The sequence below is a fragment of the Bradyrhizobium ivorense genome (genome assembly GCF_900696085.1).
GTDB classification, from domain to species: Bacteria; Pseudomonadota; Alphaproteobacteria; order Rhizobiales; family Xanthobacteraceae; genus Bradyrhizobium; species Bradyrhizobium ivorense.
Genome location: NZ_CAADFC020000029.1, coordinates 157,171 through 178,342, shown reverse-complemented (window position 1 = coordinate 178,342; position 21,172 = coordinate 157,171). Strand labels below are relative to the sequence as shown.

Below are 21,172 nucleotides of genomic sequence, written 5' to 3'. Positions count from 1 at the left end.
CCGCATGGGCACCTTTCGCTCGATCGTGTTCGCATCGGTCATTGCCGGCTTCGTGGTCGGCCTGATCGTCACCGCGGTCCAGCAGTTCGGCACCGTCCCCCTGATCCTGAAGGCCGAGGTTTACGAGAAGGCCGCGGAGCACCGGCACGACGCCGCATTGGCGCAGCCGCACGTGATCCTGGTCCATGATCAGGCGGCGCACGATCACGGCGCGGAGGCGTGGGAGCCGCGCGAGGGACTGGAGCGCAACGCCTACACCGCCGGGGCCAACATCCTCACCGCGATCGGCTTTGCGCTGCTGCTCGCCGGCTTCCTCTCGCTGCGCGGCGGCGCGACCGGCGAGCCGGCCTCATGGCATGAAGGCCTGATGTGGGGCCTCGCCGGCTTTGCCGTGTTCACCATCGCGCCGGGGCTCGGGTTGCCGCCCAAATTGCCGGGCGTGCCGACGGCGCCGCTGCTGTCGCGTCAGATCTGGTGGCTCACCGCGGTGCTGGCCACCGCAGCGGGCCTCGGCCTGATCGTGTTCCGCCGCTCGATGCCGGCGGCGATCGCCGGCGTCGCGCTGATCATGCTGCCGCATCTGATCGGCGCGCCCGAGCTCGAGCACGTCGAGACCAAGGTGCCGTCGTCGCTGTCGCACCAGTTCGTGGTCGCGGTGACGATGACCAGCCTAATCTTCTGGTCGCTGCTCGGCGGCCTGACCAGCGCCGCGTACGCCTGGCTCGAGCGTCCTGCCTCAACCGCGCGCGGTTGACAGCCTCCGTTTGAAGAACGCCAAAATCTCGTCGCGGGCCGCGATCGTCGGCTGGCCGGCCTCGTCGATCAGATGCACGGTCACGACGCTGTGCGGCGTGGTGACGAAATTCTGGAAGAATGGCGGCACGTCGCGGTTCGCCGCGCTGTCGGGCAGCACCCGCCCGACGAAGCGGTCGCCGAGCGCCTCGGCATAGGCCGCAAAGCGCTGCGCCATGCAGAACTTGTCGCCCTCGAAACGATAGGCCAGCACGGTCAGGTCCTCGCGCTCCAGCCGTTCGCGGACCGCCTTGACCTCGTCGGGCGCAATCTCGATGCCCGCCGGATCGTTCAGCGGCAATGACGGCTGCGACAGCACCGGCGCCAGCATCGACGGCTCCAGCATCATGGTGAGCGCGAAGTTTCCGGTAAAACACATGCCGATGGCGCCGACGCCAGGACCGCCGCATTCGCCATGGGCGAAGCGCGCCAGCGAACGCAGCCACTGCGTCACCGGGCTCGACTGGTTGGCGGCCATCGCGCGAAACTCCGCGCTGACGCAGGCGCGCTGGAACACCGCGGCACCCGCCTCCGCACCGGCCACGGCGCCGTCGCGGCCGAACAGCGACGGCATGTAGATGGTGAAGCCGGCGTCGCGCACCCAGCGCGCGAACCGCGCGACATGCGGGCTGATGCCCGGCATCTCCGCCATCACGATGACAGCAGGTCCCTGCCCCGCGATATGGACGATCTTGCTCACACCATCGAGCGTGACCTCGCGGCGCGCGAAATCGTCCAGCGGGTCGTCCTGCGTCAGCGGCCGTGTCGGCATTTGCGGTGCTCCCTGTCGAAACGGCGGCAAAAGTTGCGATTTTCCGCATCCTCGGCTAGTGTCAAAAATGACATTAATCGCGGATTTCAGGACATGACCAAGGTTGCGGTTGTCGAGATCGACGGCTGCCTCGCCTCGGGCGCCGCCATCACCTACGACGTGCTCGCCACCGCCAACCGGCTCGCCACGGGCAAACGCGCCCGCTTCGAGGTGACGACGCTGCGTTACGGCCCGCGGCGCCGCGGCGGCCGTATCCGCGGCGTTGACCTCGTGATCGTCCCGGGGCTCGGATCGGCATCCGCCGAGCTGCTGGAGCAGAAGCTCGCGACGACAGCATGCCGGCGCGCGCGCGACATGCTGGCGACGGCGTTCGCGGACGGCGCCATGCTCGCCGCCGCCTGCGCCAGCAGCTTTCTGCTGGCCGAAACCGGGCTGCTCGACGGCAAGCGCGCAACCACGACCTGGTGGTTCGCGCCGCTGTTCCGGCAGCGCTATCCCAGGGTCGAGTTGCAGACCGAGCGCATGGTGGTCGCCGACTGGCCGATCGCGACCGCGGGTGCCGCGATGGCGCAGATGGACCTGATGCTCGCGGTGGTCGCCCGCTTCGGCAGCCCCGGCCTCGCAAAAGGCTGCGCCAACTATTTGCTGCTCGACGAGCGGCAGTCGCAGGCGCCGTTCATGGCGATCAACTATCTGGCGAGCCAGGATCCCAAAATCACCAGGGCCGAGAAATGGGTCCGCAGCAACATCGCGCGCGATTTTGCGATCAAGGACGTCGCCGATGCGGTCGCGCTGGCGCCGCGGACTTTTGCGCGGCGACTGGAAGCGATCTGCGGCGTGTCGCCGATCCAGTTCGTGCAGCGGATCAGGATCGAGACCGCGCGCGCGCTGCTCGAGACCACGCGCCTCTCGGTCGAGCAGATCGCGCGCGAGGTCGGATATGCCGAGCCGTCGACCTTGCGCCGGCTGATCCGCCGCGACACCCGGCACTCACCGCGGCACTTTCGGTCTGCCGGGTAAGCGGCGGGGAAGCCCGCGAATCCAAATGCCCAGCAATGGGACGATCGTGCATGATTTCGGAATTTTGGAAAATTACACCTGACTTGCCCGACGTGTCAAGCGCCTGATCGAACCCCGACCGCCGGCTACTTTGCATGGGGTTGTTTTTCGGGTTTTGGCAGGAGGGTCCCGCAGGCGGGGAAATGGAGCGCTTCAAGCGACCCACTCGGCCTTGATCGCGGGCCGATCGGTGCCGTTGCTCGCCTCCGGCGCTTTCCAGGGCGAAACTTTGAACAGCCCGGCCGGCGCGACCTGCGCCAGCTCGGCCGCCGCCGCATCGCGGGCGATGATGACGAGGCCGGTGAACGGCGGCTTTTCGATCCGGAGCACACGCGGTGGCGAGAATGTGGTGCCGACGCATTCGATCAGCAGCGGCCGCGGGCTCTCTGTGACCTGCACCAGCCCCTTGATCCGCAGCAGGCGTTCGCCGAGCGCGCCGGCGACGTTGTCGAGCCAGGCCGCGAGATCGGGATAGGCGACTTCGCCGCTTGGCCTGGCGAGGCAAAGCACAACGCGCGGATGCGCCGCCCCCGGCGCGCTCGCGATGTCCAGCCGTGGCGGTACCGTCAAGGACGCGAACGCCGCCCGCACCGCGTCCGTCCGATCCGCGATCGCGACGACTTCGGCAACCGGATTGATATCGGCGATGCGCGACGGCGCGTCGGTCAGCGTCGCGGGCGCGGCGAGATCGGCCTTGGTGGTGACGATGCGATGCGCCGCCGCCCATTGCGCCACGGCTTCCTCGTATTCGGCCACATCGCTGCCGCGGGTCAGATCGAAGGTGCCGATCACGGCAACCCGCATCCGGTGCTCGGCCAATGTCGCGAGCGTGCGCAGCACCGGCCCCGGCATCGACAGCCCGCTGGTCTCCAGAATGATCCGCCGCAGCGGGCCGGCTCCGGGCGGACGCGGTGCCATCACCAGACGGTCGATCGTGAACGCGAGGTCGCTGCCGATCTGGCAGCAGACGCAGCCATTGGCGAGCTCGGCGATCGGAAGCTCGCCGCCGCTTTCGCGCAGCACCACGCCGTCGAGCCCGATCTCGCCGGCCTCGTTGACGATGACGGCGGTGTCGGCGGCCTCCGGCAATTCAAGGAAATCACGCAGCAGCGTGGTCTTCCCCGAGCCGAGGAAGCCGGTCAGCACGTAGAAGTCGAGCCCGTCCTCGCTCATTCGGCGGCGATCTTGGTGGCGTATTTCTCCGGCACGTCGCTCTCCCAGCTCGCCTTCACCAGCTCGCGGACGTCGGCCAGCAGCTCCTCGGTGTCGTAGATGATGCCGTCCTTGATGGTGTATTTCAGGCCGTGATGCCATTCCACCGCGTTGGTGGCGTCGTTGAAGCGCATCGCGCCGGTGCCATAGAGCAGCTTGAAGTCGGTCAGCGGATTGTGCTCGTGCACCAGAAGATCGGCGCGCATGCCGACGTCGATGGTGCCGACCTCATCCTGGATGCCGCACAGCGCCGCTCCTTGCGAGGTCGCGGCGCGGATCGCCTCGAGCGGATGGAAGCCGGCTTCCTGCAGCAGCTCCAGCTCGCGGATATAGCCGAAGCCGAAGATCTGGTAGATGAAGCCGGAGTCGCTGCCGGCGCAGACCCGGCCGCCGCGGTTCTTGTATTCGTTGATGAAGGCCATCCAGAGCCGGTAGTTTTCCTTCCACTCGATCTCGTTCTGGGTCGACCAGCGGTACCAGTAGGAGCCGTGGCCGCCGCGCTGCGGGGTGAAGTAGTCCCACATCGACTTCCAGGTATAGTCCTTGTGCCAATAGGCCTGGCGCGCGCGCATCAGGTCGCGGTTGGCGTCGTAGATCGTGAAGGTCGGCACGAAGGTGAAGCCGATCTCGAGAAATTTTTCCAGCGTCTCCTCCCATTTGCGCGTGCCGGGTTTTGCGGCCTGGCCGAACATCTGTCCGGAGATCGAGAAGCGGAAATATTCGTCGGTGTAGTTGTAGTCGAGCGGAAAGTTCTGCACGACGCGATCCTCGTACAGCGCTTCCGGCAGGCCGTAATAATGCTCGGCGCTGGTCAGGCCCCAGCCCGCCGTGGTCAGCGCGTTCATCCGCGTCACCGCCATCTGGGCGTGGTGGCAGCCGGAGCGCAGGCCGAGCTTTTTGCATTCATCCAGCGCCGCCTCCATGATCGCCGGCGGCGCGCCGAAGAACTTGATGCCGTCGGCGCCGCGCTCCTTGACCTTGCGCAGCCATTCGCGGCCCTGCTCCGGCGTGTAGATGGTCTTGACCATGTCGTTGACCGCCGGGAAGTAGGCGTAGGCGAGCAACCGTGGCGCCGCGATCGTGTTCTCCTGCGAACGCTGCCGCTGATCGATCACCCAGCCGAGGCCGTTCATCGAGCCCATCTCGCGCACGGTGGTGACGCCGTGGGCGAGCCAGAGCTTGTAGACGTAGTCGACCGGCGGCACCCAGCCATTGGCGGAATGATAGGCAACGCCGGCATGGGCGTGGCAATCGACGAAGCCCGGCGTCACCCATTTGCCGCGGCAGTTGATCTCGTGATCGGCCGGCTCGCTCGGGCCCGCGCCATAGCCCACGACCTTTTTCAGGCTGACGATGCGGCCGTCCTCGACGAGAATGTCAACCGGGCCGATCGGCGGCGCGCCGGTGCCGTCGATCACGGTGGCGCTGCGCAGCGCCAGCCGCTTGAACGGCCCGATGCCGCGATCGCGCGAGGTCGCCTTCGCCACGATCGGAACCTCGCCCTTGTTGCGGATGCGCGCGAGTTCATCGCCCGGGAGCGTGTCCGACTTCGCCTGATCGACCATGGGAATGCCTCCTTCTTGTTGAGTGGTCTTGTCCGTTGCCCGGCTATCTCGCCCGATACCGCCGCGCAAAGGCGATGCTGCCGAAAATGGTAAAACTCATGGTGACCGCGAGCAGCATGAAGGCGAGCGTGGCGCCCATCGGCCAGTTGTTGCCGCGCACGAACTGATCGAAGATCGCCGGCGCCATCATCTTGAAACGGGGACCGCCGAGAAGCACCGCAGTTGCATAGGTGTTCATGCATAAAACGAACACCAGGATCGATCCGGCGGCAACGCCGGGCGCCGACAGCGGCAGGATCACGCGCCAGAACTGGCTGAAGCCCGACGCGCCGAGATTGGCAGCGGCATCCTCCAGATCGCGCGGAATGCTCTCGATTACCGAGGCGATGGTCAGGATCATGTAGGGCAGCACCACCGCGATGATGCCGAAAACCACGGCCTTCGGCGTGTACATCAGCGTCAAGGGTTCGCCGATCAGGTGCGCCTTCAGCAAGGCCGTGTTGATCAATCCCTCGCGCGTGAACAGCGCCATCCAGCCGGCGGAGCGCACGACATTGCCGACCAAGAGCGGGAACAGGGTCGCAATCACGACGAGGCTCTTCCAGCGGCTCTGCAGCCGGCCGAGCCAGTACGCCGCCGGAAAGGCGATCACCAGCGTCAGCGCCGTGCAGAGCAGCGCCATGCCGAGCGTCGTCAGGATGATCTCCTGATAATAGGGGTCCGCCGCGGCGCGCGCGTAATTGCCGAACGAGAACGCCTCGATCATCAGCTGTGTCGGGCTGAACTGGTTGAGCGAGATCCGGAACATCAGCAGCATCGGGCCGATCAAAAGCCCGAGCACCAGCAGGCACGCCGGCAGCACCAGCAACGCCGTGCCGGGCGACGCCGCCTTGGCGCTCGCCCCGCCCTTGCCGCGCATGCCTTCAGCCAACGTCAAAGTCCCGGCTCCAGTGCCATCAGCCCTTGAACTGCTTGTTCCAGAAGTCGAGCGTGCGCTGCGAGCGCTCGGTCTGGTATTTGTAATCGGGCTTCAGCAGCCGGGCGCGATCGGCCTCGCTGAGGCTGACCTGCTTTGCGAGGTCCTCCGGCAGCGCGGCGTCGGACACCGTCGGCACATATCCCATCTTGTCGGCAAAGGCGATCTGCGCCTTTGCGTCGAGCATCGCGTCGAGATAGGCGAAGCCGCCGTCCTTGTTGCGCGCATTGCGCGGCACGCTGGCCTCGAACACGATGGCGACCGCGCCCTCCTTCGGCACGACATGGGCGAGCGGAATGCCGGCCTTCTTCCACATGAAGCCGCGCGCCAGCCACATCGTGGTGAGCCAGACCTCCTCGGACTTCAGCCCGGCGGCCAGCGCCTCGTTGGACGGATAGATTTTTGCATCCAGCGAGCGCAGCTCCATCAGCATCTTTTCCGCGGGATCAAAATTCGAGGCGCTGCCGCCGCCGGCAAGCGCCGCGGCAAACGTGTTCGCCGGATAGAGAATGTCGGCGAGGCCGACGCGGCCGCGCCATTTCGGGTCCCAGAGATCCGCGAACGAGGTCGGCGGCGTCTTCACCAGGTTCTCGTTGTAGAGGATCACCTGCGCCGAATAGATGTGCGGGATCGCGGTTTCGGTGCGTAGCTCGGGAAACACCTTGTCGAGCCGTGAAACCTTGGCGGCGTCGACCGGCTCGAACACGTTGGTGGCGGCGACGATGTAATGGTCGCTGTCCGACAGGCAGGCGACATCCATCGAGCCGCGCCGGCTCTGCCGCTCCGCCAGCAGCTTGGTTTTGCGCGGATCGGCATTGGCGACGTCCTGCAGCACCTCAAAACCCTTCGGCGCTAGCAGCGGCTTGTCGATGAGGTCGCCGAGCAGTTGGCCGTAATCGCCGCCCCAGGTGCCGACCACGACCTGGCCCGATGCGGCACGCGCGCTAGGCGCTCCCGCAGCCAGCATGGTTGCAGCTCCGGCACCGGCAGACAAAAAATGACGTCGCGATATCATGGCAATGTTCCTCACAGCGATGTTTGCGGGACCAGCCGCGGAGCCTTGCGGTCCCATGCGAGTGAAACCTGGTCTTGCGGCTTGAGCGCCGCCAGCGGCTCGTCGGCACCGGGAGTTTGCTGGATCACGACGAACACCTCCCTGCCGATGCGCACATGGTATTCGGTCTGCGATCCCAGATAGGTCACGGCCTCGACAGCGCCGTTGAGATCGCCGTTGGCGCCGGGCTGGATTGCGATCCGCTCCGGCCGCAGCGCGAAGGCATTGGCATTGTCGCGCTCGTTCGGCGCCGTGTCGACCGGTAAAACCAGCCCGCTCTCGGTGCGGAACCCGGTTTCGTTCTCGCGCCGGCCGCTGAGGATGTTGCAGCGGCCGACGAAGTCGGCGACGAACGCATCCTGCGGCGCATCATAGAGTTCGCGCGGCGAGCCGATCTGCCTGACCCGGCCGCCCTCCATCACCACAAGGCGGTCGGCCATGGTCAGCGCCTCCTCGCGGTCATGCGTCACCAGCAGCGTGGTCAGTCCGAGCCGCTGCTGCAGCGCGCGGATCTCGACCCGGACCTCGGCGCGCAGCTTTGCGTCGAGGTTGGACAAGGGTTCGTCGAGCAGGAACAGCTTTGGATTGATCACCAGCGCGCGGGCCAGCGCGACCCGCTGTTGCTGGCCGCCGGACAGTTCCCGCGGAAGGCGGCCGCCGAGATGCGACAGCCGTACCAGCCTCAGCGCCTCCTCGACTTTTGTCTGTCGTTCCGCGCCGCCGAGGCCGCGCATCTCGAGCCCGAAGCCGACATTCTGCGCGGCCGTCATGTGCGGAAACAGCGCATAGGACTGAAACACCATGCCGGTGGCGCGCTTGTGCGCCGGCAATCGCGTGACGTCCTCCGTATCGAACAGCACCCGTCCGCTGGTCGGCGGCAGGAAGCCCGCGACCATCCGCAACGTGGTGGTCTTGCCGCAGCCGGACGGCCCGAGCAGCGCGACCAGCTCGCCTTCCCTGACCTTCAGATCGAGCCCGTCGACGGCGATCGAGCTGCCGAACCGCTTGGTCAAACTTTCGATCATCAGACTAGCCATCAGACCACCCGCGACAGTTTGACGAAGCGATCGGTCACGACCATCAGGACGCCGACGATCAGGATCTGCACCGTCGCAACCGCCGCGAGCGTCGGGTCGATGCGGAATTCGAGATAGTTGAGCATCGCGACCGGCAGCGTGATGCGGCCGGGACCGACCAGCAACAGCGACAGATCGAGGTTCTCAAAGCTCTGGATGAAGGAGAACATCGCCGCGGCGACGATGCCGGGCCGCATCATCGGCAGCGTGATGCGGCGGAACACCGTGAACGGGCTGGCGCCGAGATTGGCCGCCGCCTCCTCCGCCGCGCGGTCGAGGCCCTGCAGGCTTGCGACCACGAGCCGCACCGTCCACGGGATGGTCAGCAGCACATGGGCGGCGACCAGCCCTTCGGTCGTCGCCTTGATGTCGCGGTCGAGCGCGTTTTCCGCGAGCACGTAGAACATGTAGAGCCCGGAACCCGCGACGACGCCGGGCACCGCCAGCGGCGCCAGCAGCAGCGCGCTGATTGCCTGCTTGCCGGGAAATTCTCCGCGCACGATGGCGAGCGCGGCGGCCGTGCCGATCGGCACGCCGATCGCGGCCGCGATCAAGGCGATCTGCAGGCTGGTGAGCAGGCCGCGGAAAAATTCCGGCTTGTCCCAGGCGTTGACGTACCAGCGCCAGGTCAGCGCCGTCGGCGGAAAGCTGACGATCTCCTGCGAGAAAAAGCTGGTCACGACGATCATCGTGACCGGCGCGAAGATGATGAGATAGGCGATCACGACCAGCGTCCGCAGCAGGACGCGATTCAAGGACGGCCGTTCCGTCAGGGGGGCAAACAGTGACGCCGGCATCCTTTGCGGTTCTTTTCCAGCACCCGACCAGTTTTGCGCATCGTAGACCGATTGCGCAGAGCTCGCCAAGCCCGCAATAGGAATGAATCACTTTCCGTCATGGCCGGGCTTGTCCCGGCCATCCACGTCGTTCTTTGCTGGTTGGAGTTCGCCTCTCAGGCGATCCGCCGCTGCTGCTTGCCGGCCCGCAGCTCGCGGTCCTGCACCAGCACCTTCTCGGCATAGAGCTGATCGATCTGCTGCGCGGTGAGGCCGAGTTCGCCCAAAATCTGCTCATTGTGCTCACCGAGCAGGTCGGCCCTGAGGTCGGCGCGCGGCTGCCACTCCGAGAAGCGCATCGGCGCGCCGGGGATCGCGAACCGGCCGAGCTGCGGATCGTCGACGTAGCGGACCGTGCCGCGCTCGACCAGATGCGGCTGCGCCATGGCGTCGTTCAAGGTCAGCACCGGCGCGCAGGGAATCCGCTCCTGCTCCAGCGCCGCGATCGCCGCCTCGCGCGACGGAAAGGTCTTCAGCCACGCCTCGACGATTTCGCCGACCTCGACCCGGTTGTCGGCACGCGCGCGCGCCGATTCGAAGCGCGGGTCCTTCTCCAGTTCGGGCCGACCCAGCGCCCGCACCATCTGCGGCCATTGATGCGCCAGCGCGCAGATCACCAAGAACTCGCCGCGACCGCAATCGAACACGCCGACCGGCCCACCGTTCGGATGCAGCGAGCCTTCCCGCTGCGGGACGAAGCTGTCGCCACGCAGCGACACCTTCGGCACATTCGCCTCGTGCATATGGAAATAGGTGTCGAGCAGCGTCGCCTCGATGAACTGCCCCTGCCCGGTGCGCTCGCGATGCAGCAGTGCAAAGCCGACCGCCATCGCCGCGGCGACCCCGGTGGAGGCATCGCCGATCGCGACCGGCACCTGCGCCGGCTTGCCGTCGGGCTCGCCGATCACGCCGGTAATCCCGGCAAAGGCCTGTGCGATGTAGTCGAAGCCCGGCTTGTCGCTCAGCGGCCCGGTCTGGCCGGCAAACGAGATCGAGCACATGATCAGCCGCGGGTTGATCTTCTTCAGCGTCTCGTAGCCGAGCCCGGCGCGGTCCATCACACCGGGCGTGAAATTCTCCACGAGAACGTCGGCCTTGGCGGCGAGCCGGGTCAGGATCTCGCGGCTCTTCTCGTGCTTGAAATCGAGCGCGAGGCTGCGCTTGGAATGGTTCTGCTGGAAGAAATAGGTGCTTTGCGAGGTGTTCTTGGTGACGGGATCGCGCGGCTTGAGGCCCTGGAAGCGCGAGCGGTCGCCGAACGGGGCGAGCTCGATCTTGATCACGTCGGCGCCGGCCTCCGCCAGCAGCCGCGTGCAGGTCGGCCCCGCCACGAACTGGGTGATGTCGAGGACGCGGTAGCCGGTCAGCATGTTCGGAGGCAGTGTCATCTCAATTGTCCTATCGTTGCGTTTAGCGCGCCGCGGCGGCCGGCGGCCGCGTTCCAAACAGATTTTCCCGCGCCTTGTCGTCGAGCGCCTTGCGGATAGCGCGGCGGCCGACCGCCAGCCCCTTCTGCAGCAGCGGCCGTTCGCGCAATTCGGCAAACCAGCGCCTGACATGCACGAACTCGTCCAGGGAAAGTCCCTGCGCCTTGTGCGTCATCACCCAGGGAAAGCAGGCGATATCGGCGATCGAGTAGTCGTCGCCGGCGACGTAGATGGTCTCGCCCAGCTGGTCGTTCAGCACGCCATAGAGGCGGCGCGCCTCGTTGCGGTAGCGCTCGACCGCGTACGGAATTTTCTCCGGCGCATAGAGCGAGAAATGGCCATTCTGGCCGAGCATCGGCCCGAGCGCGCTCATCTGCCACATCAGCCATTGCTGCACCTGATGGCGGTCGCGCAGATCGCGCGGAAACAACCGCCCGGTCTTCTCCGCGAGGTAGAGCAGAATCGCGCCGGACTCGAAGATCGTCACGGAGGCTCCGCCGCCGGGCGGATTGCTGTCGACGATGACAGGGATCCGCCCGTTGGGATTGAGCGCGCGAAACTCGGCCTTGAACTGGTCGCCGCGCGTGATGTTCACGGGCACGACGGTGTAAGGCAACTCGCACTCCTCGAGCATGATCGAGACCTTCCAGCCGTTCGGCGTCGGCGCGAAGTGGAGATCGATCATCAAAACCTCCGCGGCGTCAGGCCGGCTGCTTTTCGCGAGCGAGCGCAAGACCGGCCTGCTTGAGCCGCCCCTCCAGCATCGGCACCCGGTCGTTGCCCCAGAACTGCTCGCCGCGGAACACGCAGATCGGCACGCCAAAAATCTGGTCCTGCTGGCTCTCCTGCTGCGCCTCCTGATATTCGCGCTGGCCGTCGCCCTCGAGATAGGCGCGGTAGTCGGCGCCGGACATGCCGAGCGACTCGATGAAGCGCTGCATCGCATCGGCCTCGTCGATGGCGAGCTCGCGGCGGAAGAACAGCTCGTAGACCAGACGGCTGTATTCGACCAGCCGGCCCTGCTTCTCCGCGAACAGGCCGCCGATCAGCGCCGGCGCGGTGTCGTAGATCTTCAGCGGGCCGCGGATGATCTTCTTGTCGCCGCGCTCGTTGGCGGTGCGCCGCGCATCCATGTAGGAATACTTGACCTTGTATTCCGAATAGACGCTGCGCTGGCCCGAGCCCTTGATGCGCAGCTGGAACGGCCGCCACTGCACCTTAATGTCGTATTTGTTCTCCAGCTCGAACACCGGATCGAACGCCAGCCAGGCATAGGGGCTTTTGTAGTCTGAATACATTTTCAGGATTTCGCGGGGCATGGTCTCTCCTTTTGATCTCATCGCGATTGAGCGACGAGCGGGCACTGGCTCTCCGACAGCGGCTGTGCCGCCTCGGCTGCCGGAATGACCTTCTCGATGGTGTAGTAGTCCCAGGGCTTCTTGACGTCGCTCGGGGCCTTGATGCTCGCCATGTAGAACGGATGCATCAGCCAGCCGTCGGCGCGCACCGCGCCGTCGTGGACATACATGTCGTTGACCGGCAGCTGCCTGATCTGTTCGGCGACCTTCAGGCCGTCGAGGCTGCCCGCGGCGGCGACGGCCTTGAGATAGTGCAGCGTGCCCGAATACACCGCGGCCTGGTCCATGGTCGGCATGGCCTGATGCTGCTTGAAGAAGCGCTGCGACCAGGCGCGGGTCTCGTCGTTGCGGTCCCAGTAGAACGGCGTCGCGAAGGTCAGCCCCTGCACGTTGGCAATGCCGAGCGCATGCACGTTGGTGATATAGGTCAGCGGCACCACGATGTGCTGGCCGCCCTCGACAATGCCGAACTCCTTGGCCTGCTTCAGCGCGGTCGTGGTGTCTTCAGCCGCGGAGATCAGCCAGATCACCTTGGCCTTCGACGACTGCGCCTGCAGCAGGAACGAGCCGAAGTCGGGATTGTTCTGCGGGAAGCGCACCGAGCCCAGTACCTTGCCGCCGGCCTTCTTGATCGCGCCGGCCGCGGCGTCCTCCATCGCCTTGCCGAAGGAATAGTCGGCGGAGAGGAAGAAGAAGCTGTCGAGCCCGCGCTCGATCAGCGGCTTCGGCAGCGGCGCCGAGATCGCATAGGCATTGAGCGACCATGAGAACGCGGTCGCAGCGCAAGCCTGCTGGGTGATCGCCGGCGAGCCGGTGACGCCGTGAATCACGATCTTGTTGCGGGTGCGCGCCAGTTCCTGCACGGCGAGCGCCACCGCCGACTGCGCGATGTCGACGATGGCGTCGGCGCCGCCATTGTCGAACCAGTTGCGGACGATCGCAGCGCCGACGTCCGGCTTCGCCTGGTGATCGCCGGACACCACCTCGATCGGACGTCCCAGCACCTTGCCGCCGAAATCCTCCACTGCCATCTTGGCGGCGAGCACCGACCCCGGCCTCATGATGTCGCGGTACATTCCCGACATGTCGGAGAGCACCCCGATCCTGACCGGTTGCGCGTCCTCCGCCGCGGCGGGTGCGATGATCGAACTGCCGATCAGAAGCGCGATCGCCGCAAGTGTTCTTGTTGGTCTTGCTGTCATGATGTTCCCTGACGTTTCCCCTGCTGCTGGGCCGGCATTCATGCGCCGGCCTTCTGTGCTTCAGATGACCTGCCGCGCCTTCAGCTCCGCGATCCGCGCACCGGAGAGGCCGAGCAGGCCGCCATAGACCTCCGCGTTGTTCTGGCCGAGCGTCGGCGCCGGCGCGGTATAGCCCTTGTGGGTGCGCCCCATCTTGATCGGGAAGCCGGCGCCGATGACGCGTTGCTCCAGCGCCTCGGTCGGATGCGCCACGGCCTGCAGCATGTCGCGCGCGCCGAGATGCTCCCAGGCCAGGATGTCGTCGATATCGCGGATCGGGCTCGCGGCGACGTCGCCCTTGTTGAGCGCCTCGATCGCCTCCGCCGTGGTGCGGCCGCGCGACCACTCGGTGACGATGGCGTCGATCACCGCGTTGTTGCTGACGCGCCAGCCAGTGTTCATGAATTTTTCGTCGCTGGCGAGATCGAGCCTATCGATCACCCGCAGCAGCAGCAGCCAGTCCTCGTTGGTGGCCGCACCCAGCGCGATCGCGCCGTCGCGGGTGGGATAGGTGTTGAACGGCGAAAACCGCATGATGCGGTTGCCCTGCCGCGGCGCCATGCCCATCTGCGGATAGCAGTCCAGCGGCTCGTCGAGCACCAGCGACAACAGGCAGTCGGACATCGCGACGTCGACGAACTGGCCCTGACCCGAGATGCGCTGCTCGGTCAGCGCCGCCAAAATGCCGGAGACGGCGAAGGCGCCGGTGATGCCATCGGCGAGCGCAGTGCCCGCCTTGCTCGGGCCACCGTCCGGCGCGCCGGTGATCGACATCAGGCCGCTCGCCGCCTGGATCATCAGATCGTAGGCCTTGAGCCGACGGTCGGCGCCGGTCGAGCCGTAGCCGGTCAGCGCGCAATGCACGATCGCGGGATTGACCTGCCGGTTCGCCGCATAGTCGATGCCGAGGCGCTCGGCGGCGCCGGGTCGCAAATTCTCGACCAGGATGTCGGACTTGCGCAGCAGCGCATGGAACAGCTCCATGCCTTCAACCGAGCGCATGTTCAGCGTGATCGATTTCTTGTCGCGGCAGCGCTTGAGATAGGCGAGGCCGAGATCGCTGTCGTGCTGGCGGTCGAGCGACACCCCGTCCTTGCCGAGAAACGGCGGGCCGGTCATGGTGGGATCGCCCTGCTCCGGACTATCGATGCGGATGACCTCGGCGCCGAAGCCGGCCAGCATCAACGTCGCGAACGGACCGGAATAGAACCGCGTCAGGTCCAGCACCCGGACGCCGTGCAGCGCGCCCTGTTTCGTCCCCGTCCGGGTGGCGGTCATCCGGCATTCCTTCCCGCATCTCGATTCCTGCTGCGTTTGATCGTTGACCTCGCGGCGATATAGGTCAAATATTTTCCGATCTGGATAATTGATGCAGAAATGGAATGAATGATGCGAGAGCGTCGCCCGCGCCAGTTCGAGGTTAGCCTGAAACATCTGCGCGCCGCCAATTCGGTGGCGCTCTATGGCAGCTTCACCGCTGCGGCCGCCGATCTCGGCATGACGCAATCGGCGGTCAGCCGCCTGGTGCTGCAGCTCGAGCGACAGCTTGGCGTCTCGCTGTTCCTTCGCTCGACGCGCAACGTGATCCTCACCGCGCCGGGCCGCGAGTTCACCGCATCGACGCAGCGCCTGCTCGCCGATCTCGGCACCCAGGTCGACAACGCCCGCGCGCTCGGCGGCCAGATCAAGGGACGCCTGATCATCTCCTGCTTGCTGTCACTCACCCATCACGTGGTGCCGGAGGCCGTGCTGAAATACCGGAAGGCGCATCCGGGCGTCGAGATTCACCTGCGCGAAGGCCTCGGCAGCGAAGTCTATGAGGACGTGCGCAGCGGGCTTGCCGATTTCGGCATCGGCAACGTCACCGCGCTCGGCGAGGAGGTCGTCAGCGACGACGCGGTGGAGGAGTCCTGCTTCGCAATCCTGCCGTCGCGGCATCCGCTGCGCAACAAGGCGACACTCAGCCTGCGCGAGCTGCGCAACGAGGTGTTCGTGTCGCTGCCGACCGGCTCGGGCCTGCGCAAGCAGATCGACAGTGTCGCGACCGCCAACGGCCTCGTGCTCAAGCACAGCACGATCGTCGAGCAGTTCGGCACGCTGTACGATTTCGTCGGCGCCAATGTCGGGATCTCGATCGTTCCGGCCTCGGCGCTGCCGCGGCGCGCGCCGCGCGGCGTCGTGGTCAAGCGGCTGGTCTCGCCGCCTCTGGTGCGCCGGATCGGCATCCTGCGGCAAAAGAACCGCCCGCTGACGCCGGCGGCGACCGGATTTTTGGACATTTTTCGTCCGCTGTTTTTGAGCGCATCGCGGCGGTAGCGCTGATTTTTGCGGCGACGGCACTGCGCTCCCTCTCCCCGTTCTTCACGGGGAAAGGGTTGGGGTGAGAGGCTGTCTCCGCATGGACGGCGATAGCTGCGCTCGCGGAGACTCCCCCTCACCCGGAACGCATCTAGCGATGCGTCGTAGCCGAGGCTTTGCCTCGGCGTTCTCAGGGACGGCCGCCAAAGGCGGCCTATGCCTCTCCCCGCACGCGGGGCGAGGTGAAGAGGAGGTCGCGACAGGTCCGGCGTTACGAGTTCCTTTACCATGAGCTGCCTGAAGGGACGCCTGTCCCTGCCGAATTGAAACGACCTGCTTTACGCAACCTTCAACGATTTGATCCAAATCTCTTGTCGTGCACGACGCAATTGGGATGAAGCGGCCGATGTCGCAGAAGTTCGGGCTCGAGGGGCACTCGCTGGCCTTCGCCGACGATGCGTCGCCGGACGATCGTCGGCCGGTCACCGGCGAAGCGCAGGCCGCCCGGCGTCCGCCTCGCTCCCTATGGTCCGCCGCGTTGCGCGATGCCGATTGGCTGACGCATGACCGCGTCACCGCCTTCACCCGCGTGTTCCTGGTCCTCTTGATCGGCTTCGTCGCGAGCATCCCGTGGACCGCGCCGACGATGGATGTCGGCCACGACTTTGCGGCGTTCTGGACCGCGGCGCACCTTGCGCTCGAAGGCCGCGCCGCCGATGCCTATGGCGAGGCGGCCCGCGCGGCAGTGGCCGCGCTGCTCGGCCAGAAGAACTATGCGCCGTTCTTCTATCCGCCGACCGCGTTGCTGATCTGGCTGCCGTTCGCGCTTCTTCCCTTCGCAGCCGCCGCGGCGGTTTGGATCACTGCCACCGCCGCCGCCTATGCCGCCGCGGTCAGGGCTCTGCTCAGGGGCGGCTCCGTCGTTCCCGCGCTGGCGTTTCCCGCCGCTTGGGTGTGCGCGCTGTTCGGCCAGAACTCGCTGTTCTCCACGGCGCTGCTCGGCGGATCGGCCATGGCGCTGGATCGCTACCCGATCGTCGCCGGCGCGCTGATCGGCTGCCTCACCTACAAGCCGCAGATCGCGCTGCTCGCGCCGCTGGTGCTGGTCGTGACCCGACGATGGCGCGCGCTTGCCGCTGCGGTGGTTACCACGTTGACGCTGATGGCAATCGCCACCGCCTTGTTCGGCATCGACGCGTGGATCGGATTCATCCGTGCGCTGCCCGAGGCCAGCGCCTGGAACATCGGCGGTGCGCCCGGCTTCGAAAAGTTCGCCAGCCCCTACGCCGCGATCCGGCTGCTCGGCGGATCGAGCGATCTCGCCTGGATCGTTCAGTTGGGCGCGGCCGCAATCGCCGTCGCCGTTCTCGCCGTCATCTTGCGAACGCGGCCGGGCGGCGCCGCCGAGATCGCGCTGATGGTGGCGGTGACCGGCCTGTGCGTGCCGTTCTTCGGCAATTACGAGCTGGTGATTTTGGCGATCCCCGGCGCCTGGCTGGCCGCGCAGGCGCTTACTCAGGGTTGGCTGCCCTATGAGCGGCTGACGCTCGCCGCGCTCTATCTGACGCCATTCGCCATGGTGCCCGCCGGCGCCAACGGCATTCCGCTCGGGCCGTTCGCGATCGCGGCACTGATTGCGCTGGTCGTGAGGCGCATCAGGCACTTGCCGCAGTTCTGAGCATTTGTAGCCCGGATGAAGCGCAGCGAAATCCGGGGCAGGTTCGTCCGCTGACACAGCGGCCCCGGATTGCGCTTCGCTCCATCCGGGCTACGCGCTGCGTCCCCATCCACAACTGTCATCGCCCGGCTCGACCAGGCGATCCAGTACGCCGCGGCCTCTCGATTCAGCACTGCCGTCTCTGGAATACTGGATCACCCGCCTTCGCGGGGTGATGACGACTGAACAAGCTGTTTGACGCTTGCATCAGACCAACACCAGCCCCGTCATCCTGAGGTGCTCGCCTCTTCGGCGAGCCTCGAAGGATGAATCGGCCCGGCTGGTGGCCGTCGATCCTTCGAGGCTCGCAAGGGCTCGCACCTCCAGCGACAAAGGCGAAGCCTTTGCGCGGGGACGACGGGTCTAACAGCGGTGCGTCGTCCCGCCAAAGCGCTTATCCGCCCGCCGTCAAGATCGCCTGCCGCGCCGCGTGCCAGCTTGCTTCATCCGGCGCGCATAGCAGGCCGCCGGTCAGGTTGACCGGCCGGTACGGCGAGCCGTCGAAATGGGCGCTGTAGCCGCCGGCCTCGCGATGCAGCAGCCAACCGGCGGCGTGATCCCACGGCATCAGCTTGTTGTAGAACAGCAAGTGGCAATGACCCGACGCCGCCATCCGGTATTCATGCGCGGCGCAGCGCAGCCACGCGCTCATGCCGAGCTTTGCGACATTGCCGGCCACCACCGCCCGCAGATGTTCGGGCAGGAAGTTGATGCCGATGATCGCATCCATCTGCTTCACCGGTACGCTTGGCGCGACCTTCAGGTCATGGCGCTTGCCGTCCGGCAGCGCGAGCCAGGCGCCCTCGCCGCGCAGCGCGAATGCGGTGTCGCTGCAAACCGGATCGTGGATCGCGCCGAACACGATCTCGCCCCGCATGGTGGCGGCGACCATGGTGCCGAACAGCGGCAGGCCGGAGGTAAAGTTTCGCGTGCCGTCGATCGGGTCGATGATGAAGGCGAGCTCCGCGGTTCCGACCTGGTCGAGCGCAGACGGATCACGCGAGGTGCCCTCCTCGCCGATCACGACGGCGCCGGGAAAGGCGCGCAGCAGCGCCGCCGAGATCGCCTGCTCGGCGGCCTCGTCGGCCTCGGTGACGACATCGAAGGCGGAGGTCTTGGTGCGCACCTCGATCTCCCGCACCCGGCGGAACCGCGGCATGATTTCGGCGACGCCGGCCTCGGCAAGAATGTTTCCGATGGTCACCGCATCGGCATGGGACAGTTTCACGCGGCGTTCTCCTGCGTTGCTTGCCGAATCATACACCAGAATCGGCAACTGCATGTTGACAGACCGGCGACATGATCGACGCATCGCGCTGCGCGGAGCGCGCGAGGCATGATCGCGATCGCTGGTGCGACAATCTGGATCTGGCTAGACAAATACTAATTCCAAACTCGTGGTTGAAGCCCTGTTCTGGGCGGTCGCGTGCTTCAACGCAGTGGTCTCGCTTGTTAGTGGTCCCCGCGCAAGACATGGGACCATTGATGCCGATCACACCTGCAAGAGCCACCAATCCGTTTGTTGCCATGCTGCCGATGCTGGCGACGATGATGACGATCACACCGGTGGAGGCGCAATCACCGCCGCAGGAATTGCCACCAGTCATGGTCGAGCAATCGCAACGACAGACCGCGCGATCGCGTCCCGCACGCCATCGCCAGACCGCAGCCGCGACGCAGCGGCTTACGGCGCAACGCGCGGCCACGCGATCCGGCGCTGCCGCTCCCGCCGCCACCGGTCCGAGCGAGCGTGCGGAAAGTGCGACAGGTCCGGTGCGTGGCTATCTCGCCAATCAGAGCGCGACCGGCACCAAGACCGACACGCCGCTGCGCGAGACCCCGCAATCGATCACGGTGGTCACCGCCGACCGCATCACCGATCAGGGCGCGACCACCGTTCAGGAGACGCTGCGTTATGTGCCCGGCGTCTACGCCGATGCCTACGGCCCGGATTCCCGCGGCGACTTTCCGCGCTTCCGCGGCCAGGATCCCAACATCTATCTCGACGGCACCAGGGTCAACAACACCTCCTCGTTCAACGAATGGCGGCCGGATCCCTACACGCTGGAGCGCGTCGAGGTGCTGCGCGGCCCGTCGTCGGTGCTGTACGGCGACACCTCGACGGCGGGCCTGCTCAACCTGATTTCAAAGCGTCCGCAGGCGGAGGCCGCGAGCGAGATCGGCGTGCAATATGGCAGCTTCAACCGCAAGCAGACCCAGTTCGATACCACCGGCAAGCTGACCAAGGACGGCGAGTGGCTGTACCGCTTCATCGGCGTGTTCCGCGACAGCGACTCGCAGACCGACTACGTCAAGGACAACCGCATCGTGCTGGCGCCGTCGCTGACCTGGCGGCCGACCAACGACACCAGCTGGACCGTGCTCGGCACCTATCAGAAGGACACCGCGGGATCGTCGACCGCGTTCCTGCCGCACGAGGGCACGCTCTATCCCGGCCCCAACGGCCTGATCCCGGTGCAGCGTTTTGCGAGCGATCCGAGCTGGGACTACTACAAGACCGAGACCGGCGCGATCTCGAGCCTGTTCGAGCATCGCTTCAGCGACGGCCTCACGGTGCGGCAGAACCTGCGCTACGCCCATGTCGAGGGCATCTATCGCACGATGTATCCGGATGTTTATTCGAATCCCGAGAATCCGTTCCTCGACGCCGAGCGCCGCACGGTGGCGCGCTTCATCTACGGCCGCGAGACCGCCAAGGACATCTTCACGTCGGACAGCAATGCCGAACTGAAATTCGCAACCGGCGCGCTGACCCACAAGGCGCTGTTCGGTATCGACTACCGCAGCCAGAAGGAGCGCGCCTCCTCCGGCACCGGCTATGATGACAGGCCGTTCGATCTCTACGCGCCGGTCTATAGCGGCGTCGTGCCGCCGGCGCTGTCGGCGGAGCCCGACGTGCGACAGAGCCAGCTCGGGCTCTACGCGCAGGACCAAATCCGGCTCGGGCGCTGGCTCGCGGTGCTCGGCATCCGCCACGACTTCGTCACCAACGATCTGCAGGGCGCGCCGCAGGAAAACCTGCAGGCCACCACCGGACGCGCCGGGCTGATGTACGAGTTGCCGTTCGGCCTGACGCCCTACGTCACCTATGCGCAGTCGTTCAACCCGATCTTCGGCAGCGGCGTCTGCAGCACCGGCATCTGCGCGCCGCAACGCGGCGAGATGGTCGAGGTCGGCTTCAAGTACAATCCGCTGCCGGGCACCGCGATCAACGGCGCGATCTACGACACCATCGAACGCAACCGGCTGACCAGCGATCCGGATAATCCGCTGCTGTCGATCCAGACCGGCAAGGTGCGGATCCGCGGCGCCGAGCTGGAGGTGCTGACCCGCGTCACGTCCGAGCTCGATTTGATCGGCGCCTATTCCTATATCGACGCCCGTGTCGAAAGCGGCGACAACGCCGGCAAGCATGTCGAGGTCGTGCCGGAGCACCAGGCTTCGCTGTGGGCAAAATATCGCCTCAGCTGGTTCGGCCTGCCCGGGATCACTGTCGGCGGCGGCGTGCGCTATGTCGGGCAATCGTGGGACGGCGCCGACATCATCCGCACGCCCGACTACACGCTGTTCGACGCCATGGTCCGCTACGAGAACGGCCCCTGGCGCTTCCAGGTCAACGCCAGCAACCTCGCCGACCGCCGTCACGTCACCACCTGCCTGGCGCGCGGCGACTGCTTCTACGGCATCGGCCGCACCGTGCTGAGCAGCCTCACCTATCGGTTCTAGAGCATGATCCGGAAAAGTGTGCAGCGGTTTTCCGACAAGATC

At 66.1% G+C, this 21,172-nt stretch carries 18 protein-coding genes; 5 read left to right on the top strand and 13 right to left on the bottom strand.

The window, feature by feature from the left end; all coding sequences use genetic code 11:
- The first annotated feature begins 4 nt into the window (after positions 1 to 4).
- A complete protein-coding gene (locus tag CI41S_RS35770; protein WP_139863697.1) occupies positions 5 to 754 on the top strand; it encodes a CbtA family protein in 750 nt (249 codons plus the stop codon).
- Here the strand turns inward: CI41S_RS35770 and CI41S_RS35765 are convergent.
- Positions 737 to 1,564, bottom strand: a complete 828-nt coding sequence (locus CI41S_RS35765) for a dienelactone hydrolase family protein (protein ID WP_139863696.1) — start codon at positions 1,562 to 1,564, stop codon at positions 737 to 739. The genes CI41S_RS35770 and CI41S_RS35765 overlap by 18 nt on opposite strands.
- Before the next feature lie 93 nt (positions 1,565 to 1,657).
- Between CI41S_RS35765 and CI41S_RS35760 the strand changes: the two genes are divergently transcribed.
- Positions 1,658 to 2,584, top strand: a complete 927-nt coding sequence (locus CI41S_RS35760) for a GlxA family transcriptional regulator (RefSeq protein ID WP_139863695.1) — start codon at positions 1,658 to 1,660, stop codon at positions 2,582 to 2,584.
- Between the two features lie 192 nt (positions 2,585 to 2,776).
- Here CI41S_RS35760 and CI41S_RS35755 read toward each other — a convergent pair whose 3' ends face one another.
- The 11 genes from CI41S_RS35755 to CI41S_RS35705 form a co-directional block, all read right to left on the bottom strand.
- The gene (locus CI41S_RS35755; protein WP_139863694.1) at positions 2,777 to 3,796 is read right to left on the bottom strand and encodes a CobW family GTP-binding protein; all 1,020 of its coding nucleotides are present in this window, start codon (positions 3,794 to 3,796) and stop codon (positions 2,777 to 2,779) included.
- Positions 3,793 to 5,400, bottom strand: coding sequence for an amidohydrolase family protein (locus CI41S_RS35750; RefSeq protein ID WP_139863693.1), 1,608 nt, complete (start codon positions 5,398 to 5,400; stop codon positions 3,793 to 3,795). Before CI41S_RS35750 ends, CI41S_RS35755 begins: the two co-directional genes overlap by 4 nt.
- A gap of 43 nt (positions 5,401 to 5,443) precedes the next feature.
- Positions 5,444 to 6,319: an ABC transporter permease gene (locus CI41S_RS35745; RefSeq protein ID WP_139863760.1), complete on the bottom strand. Its 876-nt coding sequence runs from the start codon at positions 6,317 to 6,319 to the stop codon at positions 5,444 to 5,446.
- Between the two features lie 37 nt (positions 6,320 to 6,356).
- Complete coding sequence (locus tag CI41S_RS35740) at positions 6,357 to 7,343, bottom strand: extracellular solute-binding protein (protein ID WP_244626788.1); 987 nt, start codon at positions 7,341 to 7,343, stop codon at positions 6,357 to 6,359.
- A 59-nt stretch (positions 7,344 to 7,402) separates the two neighbouring features.
- Positions 7,403 to 8,467 carry an ABC transporter ATP-binding protein gene (locus CI41S_RS35735; RefSeq protein WP_172628322.1) on the bottom strand — a complete coding sequence of 355 codons (1,065 nt, stop codon included), beginning with the start codon at positions 8,465 to 8,467 and terminating at the stop codon, positions 7,403 to 7,405.
- Positions 8,467 to 9,303, bottom strand: coding sequence for an ABC transporter permease (locus CI41S_RS35730; RefSeq protein ID WP_139863690.1), 837 nt, complete (start codon positions 9,301 to 9,303; stop codon positions 8,467 to 8,469). Before CI41S_RS35730 ends, CI41S_RS35735 begins: the two co-directional genes overlap by 1 nt.
- A 155-nt stretch (positions 9,304 to 9,458) precedes the next feature.
- Positions 9,459 to 10,730: a CaiB/BaiF CoA transferase family protein gene (locus CI41S_RS35725; protein WP_139863689.1), complete on the bottom strand. Its 1,272-nt coding sequence runs from the start codon at positions 10,728 to 10,730 to the stop codon at positions 9,459 to 9,461.
- 22 nt (positions 10,731 to 10,752) lie between these two features.
- Entirely contained in the window at positions 10,753 to 11,454 is a 702-nt protein-coding gene (locus CI41S_RS35720) for a glutathione S-transferase family protein (protein ID WP_139863688.1), read from the bottom strand.
- Positions 11,455 to 11,470: 16 nt separating this feature from the next.
- Positions 11,471 to 12,088 (bottom strand): DsbA family protein, encoded by a 618-nt coding sequence (locus CI41S_RS35715; RefSeq protein ID WP_172626845.1) that lies wholly within the window; start codon positions 12,086 to 12,088, stop codon positions 11,471 to 11,473.
- Between the two features lie 17 nt (positions 12,089 to 12,105).
- Complete coding sequence (locus CI41S_RS35710) at positions 12,106 to 13,329, bottom strand: ABC transporter substrate-binding protein (RefSeq protein ID WP_172628321.1); 1,224 nt, start codon at positions 13,327 to 13,329, stop codon at positions 12,106 to 12,108.
- A 60-nt stretch (positions 13,330 to 13,389) separates the two neighbouring features.
- Positions 13,390 to 14,646, bottom strand: a complete 1,257-nt coding sequence (locus tag CI41S_RS35705; RefSeq protein ID WP_172628320.1) for a CaiB/BaiF CoA transferase family protein — start codon at positions 14,644 to 14,646, stop codon at positions 13,390 to 13,392.
- Positions 14,647 to 14,757: 111 nt separating this feature from the next.
- Between CI41S_RS35705 and CI41S_RS35700 the strand changes: the two genes are divergently transcribed.
- Together CI41S_RS35700 and CI41S_RS35695 are read left to right on the top strand one after the other, a co-directional pair.
- Positions 14,758 to 15,684 carry a LysR family transcriptional regulator gene (locus CI41S_RS35700; protein WP_172628319.1) on the top strand — a complete coding sequence of 309 codons (927 nt, stop codon included), beginning with the start codon at positions 14,758 to 14,760 and terminating at the stop codon, positions 15,682 to 15,684.
- A gap of 388 nt (positions 15,685 to 16,072) precedes the next feature.
- The gene (locus tag CI41S_RS35695) at positions 16,073 to 17,344 is read left to right on the top strand and encodes a glycosyltransferase family 87 protein (protein ID WP_172628318.1); all 1,272 of its coding nucleotides are present in this window, start codon (positions 16,073 to 16,075) and stop codon (positions 17,342 to 17,344) included.
- A gap of 433 nt (positions 17,345 to 17,777) precedes the next feature.
- Here CI41S_RS35695 and CI41S_RS35690 read toward each other — a convergent pair whose 3' ends face one another.
- Complete coding sequence (locus CI41S_RS35690) at positions 17,778 to 18,611, bottom strand: inositol monophosphatase family protein (protein ID WP_244626786.1); 834 nt, start codon at positions 18,609 to 18,611, stop codon at positions 17,778 to 17,780.
- Positions 18,612 to 18,868: 257 nt separating this feature from the next.
- On the opposite strand from CI41S_RS35690, the gene CI41S_RS35685 reads away from it, so the two are divergent.
- Positions 18,869 to 21,130: a TonB-dependent siderophore receptor gene (locus tag CI41S_RS35685; RefSeq protein ID WP_244626785.1), complete on the top strand. Its 2,262-nt coding sequence runs from the start codon at positions 18,869 to 18,871 to the stop codon at positions 21,128 to 21,130.
- The last annotated feature ends 42 nt before the right edge of the window (positions 21,131 to 21,172 follow it).

Bases quoted from the DNA above. Each gene is read 5' to 3' on its own strand.
- CI41S_RS35710 (WP_172628321.1), bottom strand. From the start codon at position 13,329: ATGACAGCAAGACCAACAAGAACACTTGCGGCGATCGCGCTTCTGATC.
- CI41S_RS35730 (WP_139863690.1), bottom strand. From the start codon at position 9,303: ATGCCGGCGTCACTGTTTGCCCCCCTGACGGAACGGCCGTCCTTGAAT.
- CI41S_RS35695 (WP_172628318.1), top strand. From the start codon at position 16,073: ATGTCGCAGAAGTTCGGGCTCGAGGGGCACTCGCTGGCCTTCGCCGAC.
- CI41S_RS35770 (WP_139863697.1), top strand. From the start codon at position 5: ATGGGCACCTTTCGCTCGATCGTGTTCGCATCGGTCATTGCCGGCTTC.
- CI41S_RS35760 (WP_139863695.1), top strand. From the start codon at position 1,658: ATGACCAAGGTTGCGGTTGTCGAGATCGACGGCTGCCTCGCCTCGGGC.
- CI41S_RS35755 (WP_139863694.1), bottom strand. From the start codon at position 3,796: ATGAGCGAGGACGGGCTCGACTTCTACGTGCTGACCGGCTTCCTCGGC.
- CI41S_RS35705 (WP_172628320.1), bottom strand. From the start codon at position 14,646: ATGACCGCCACCCGGACGGGGACGAAACAGGGCGCGCTGCACGGCGTC.
- CI41S_RS35735 (WP_172628322.1), bottom strand. From the start codon at position 8,467: ATGGCTAGTCTGATGATCGAAAGTTTGACCAAGCGGTTCGGCAGCTCG.
- CI41S_RS35740 (WP_244626788.1), bottom strand. From the start codon at position 7,343: ATGCTGGCTGCGGGAGCGCCTAGCGCGCGTGCCGCATCGGGCCAGGTC.
- CI41S_RS35725 (WP_139863689.1), bottom strand. From the start codon at position 10,730: ATGACACTGCCTCCGAACATGCTGACCGGCTACCGCGTCCTCGACATC.
- CI41S_RS35700 (WP_172628319.1), top strand. From the start codon at position 14,758: ATGCGAGAGCGTCGCCCGCGCCAGTTCGAGGTTAGCCTGAAACATCTG.
- CI41S_RS35685 (WP_244626785.1), top strand. From the start codon at position 18,869: ATGCCGATCACACCTGCAAGAGCCACCAATCCGTTTGTTGCCATGCTG.
- CI41S_RS35715 (WP_172626845.1), bottom strand. From the start codon at position 12,088: ATGCCCCGCGAAATCCTGAAAATGTATTCAGACTACAAAAGCCCCTAT.
- CI41S_RS35750 (WP_139863693.1), bottom strand. From the start codon at position 5,400: ATGGTCGATCAGGCGAAGTCGGACACGCTCCCGGGCGATGAACTCGCG.
- CI41S_RS35765 (WP_139863696.1), bottom strand. From the start codon at position 1,564: ATGCCGACACGGCCGCTGACGCAGGACGACCCGCTGGACGATTTCGCG.
- CI41S_RS35745 (WP_139863760.1), bottom strand. From the start codon at position 6,319: ATGCGCGGCAAGGGCGGGGCGAGCGCCAAGGCGGCGTCGCCCGGCACG.
- CI41S_RS35720 (WP_139863688.1), bottom strand. From the start codon at position 11,454: ATGATCGATCTCCACTTCGCGCCGACGCCGAACGGCTGGAAGGTCTCG.